The following is a 585-nucleotide window of genomic DNA, read 5'->3' as shown; positions in this document are numbered from 1 at the left end:
GCCCGGCGCGGCCGCGACGGGCGGCCGGGGGGCGCGTGCGACAGGGAGAAGGCCATGACCGTCACCCGCACCCCCCGCAGGCCGCCGGGCCGGGCGGCCACGCCCCCCGACGCGGAGGCCGGAGCGGGCGTCGCCCTCGGCGGGCGGCCGCGGAGCATCCGCTTCCCGCCGTACTGGCACGCGTGGTTCACGCGCCAGACCGAGCCGCGCCTCGCCGCCCTCGACGAGCTGGTCGACGAGCATGTCGAGCGCCGCGCCCTGCGCCGCTACCTGCGCCGCCTCAAGCACGCGACGGTGTTCGCCTTCGTCGCTGCGGCGGCGGCCGCGCACTGGTTCTCGGACCAGATCGCGTGGCTCGCCGGGCATATCCCGGCCCTGCGGGCCGCCTGGAAGATGGTGGTGGGAGCGTGAGATGCACCTGCGCTGGGACCGCGTCCTCGACCGCGCGTGGCTGGCCCTGGCCGGGGCCGCCGCGGTGACGGTGGCACTCCACGGGGGGGCGCAGCTCGGCCATGGGATCCCGCTCCCCGGGGCGGGCGGCGTCGTGCCGGCCGCGCAGGCGGCGGGACCGCGGCCGCGCCGGGG

The 585-nt window shown here is 79.7% G+C and carries 1 protein-coding gene; it reads left to right on the top strand.

Features of this window, described 5'->3' with window-relative positions; all coding sequences use genetic code 11:
- Positions 1-411: hypothetical protein (locus AC1DXK_RS31145; RefSeq protein WP_477299727.1), on the top strand; the 411-nt coding region annotated here is incomplete at its 5' end.
- Between the last annotated feature and the right edge of the window lie 174 nt (positions 412-585).

It is taken from the genome of Methylobacterium sp. P3_A11 (assembly GCF_056403155.1).
The sequence above is the reverse complement of the archived record's forward strand: the minus strand, read 5'-3'. Positions and strand labels throughout refer to the sequence as shown.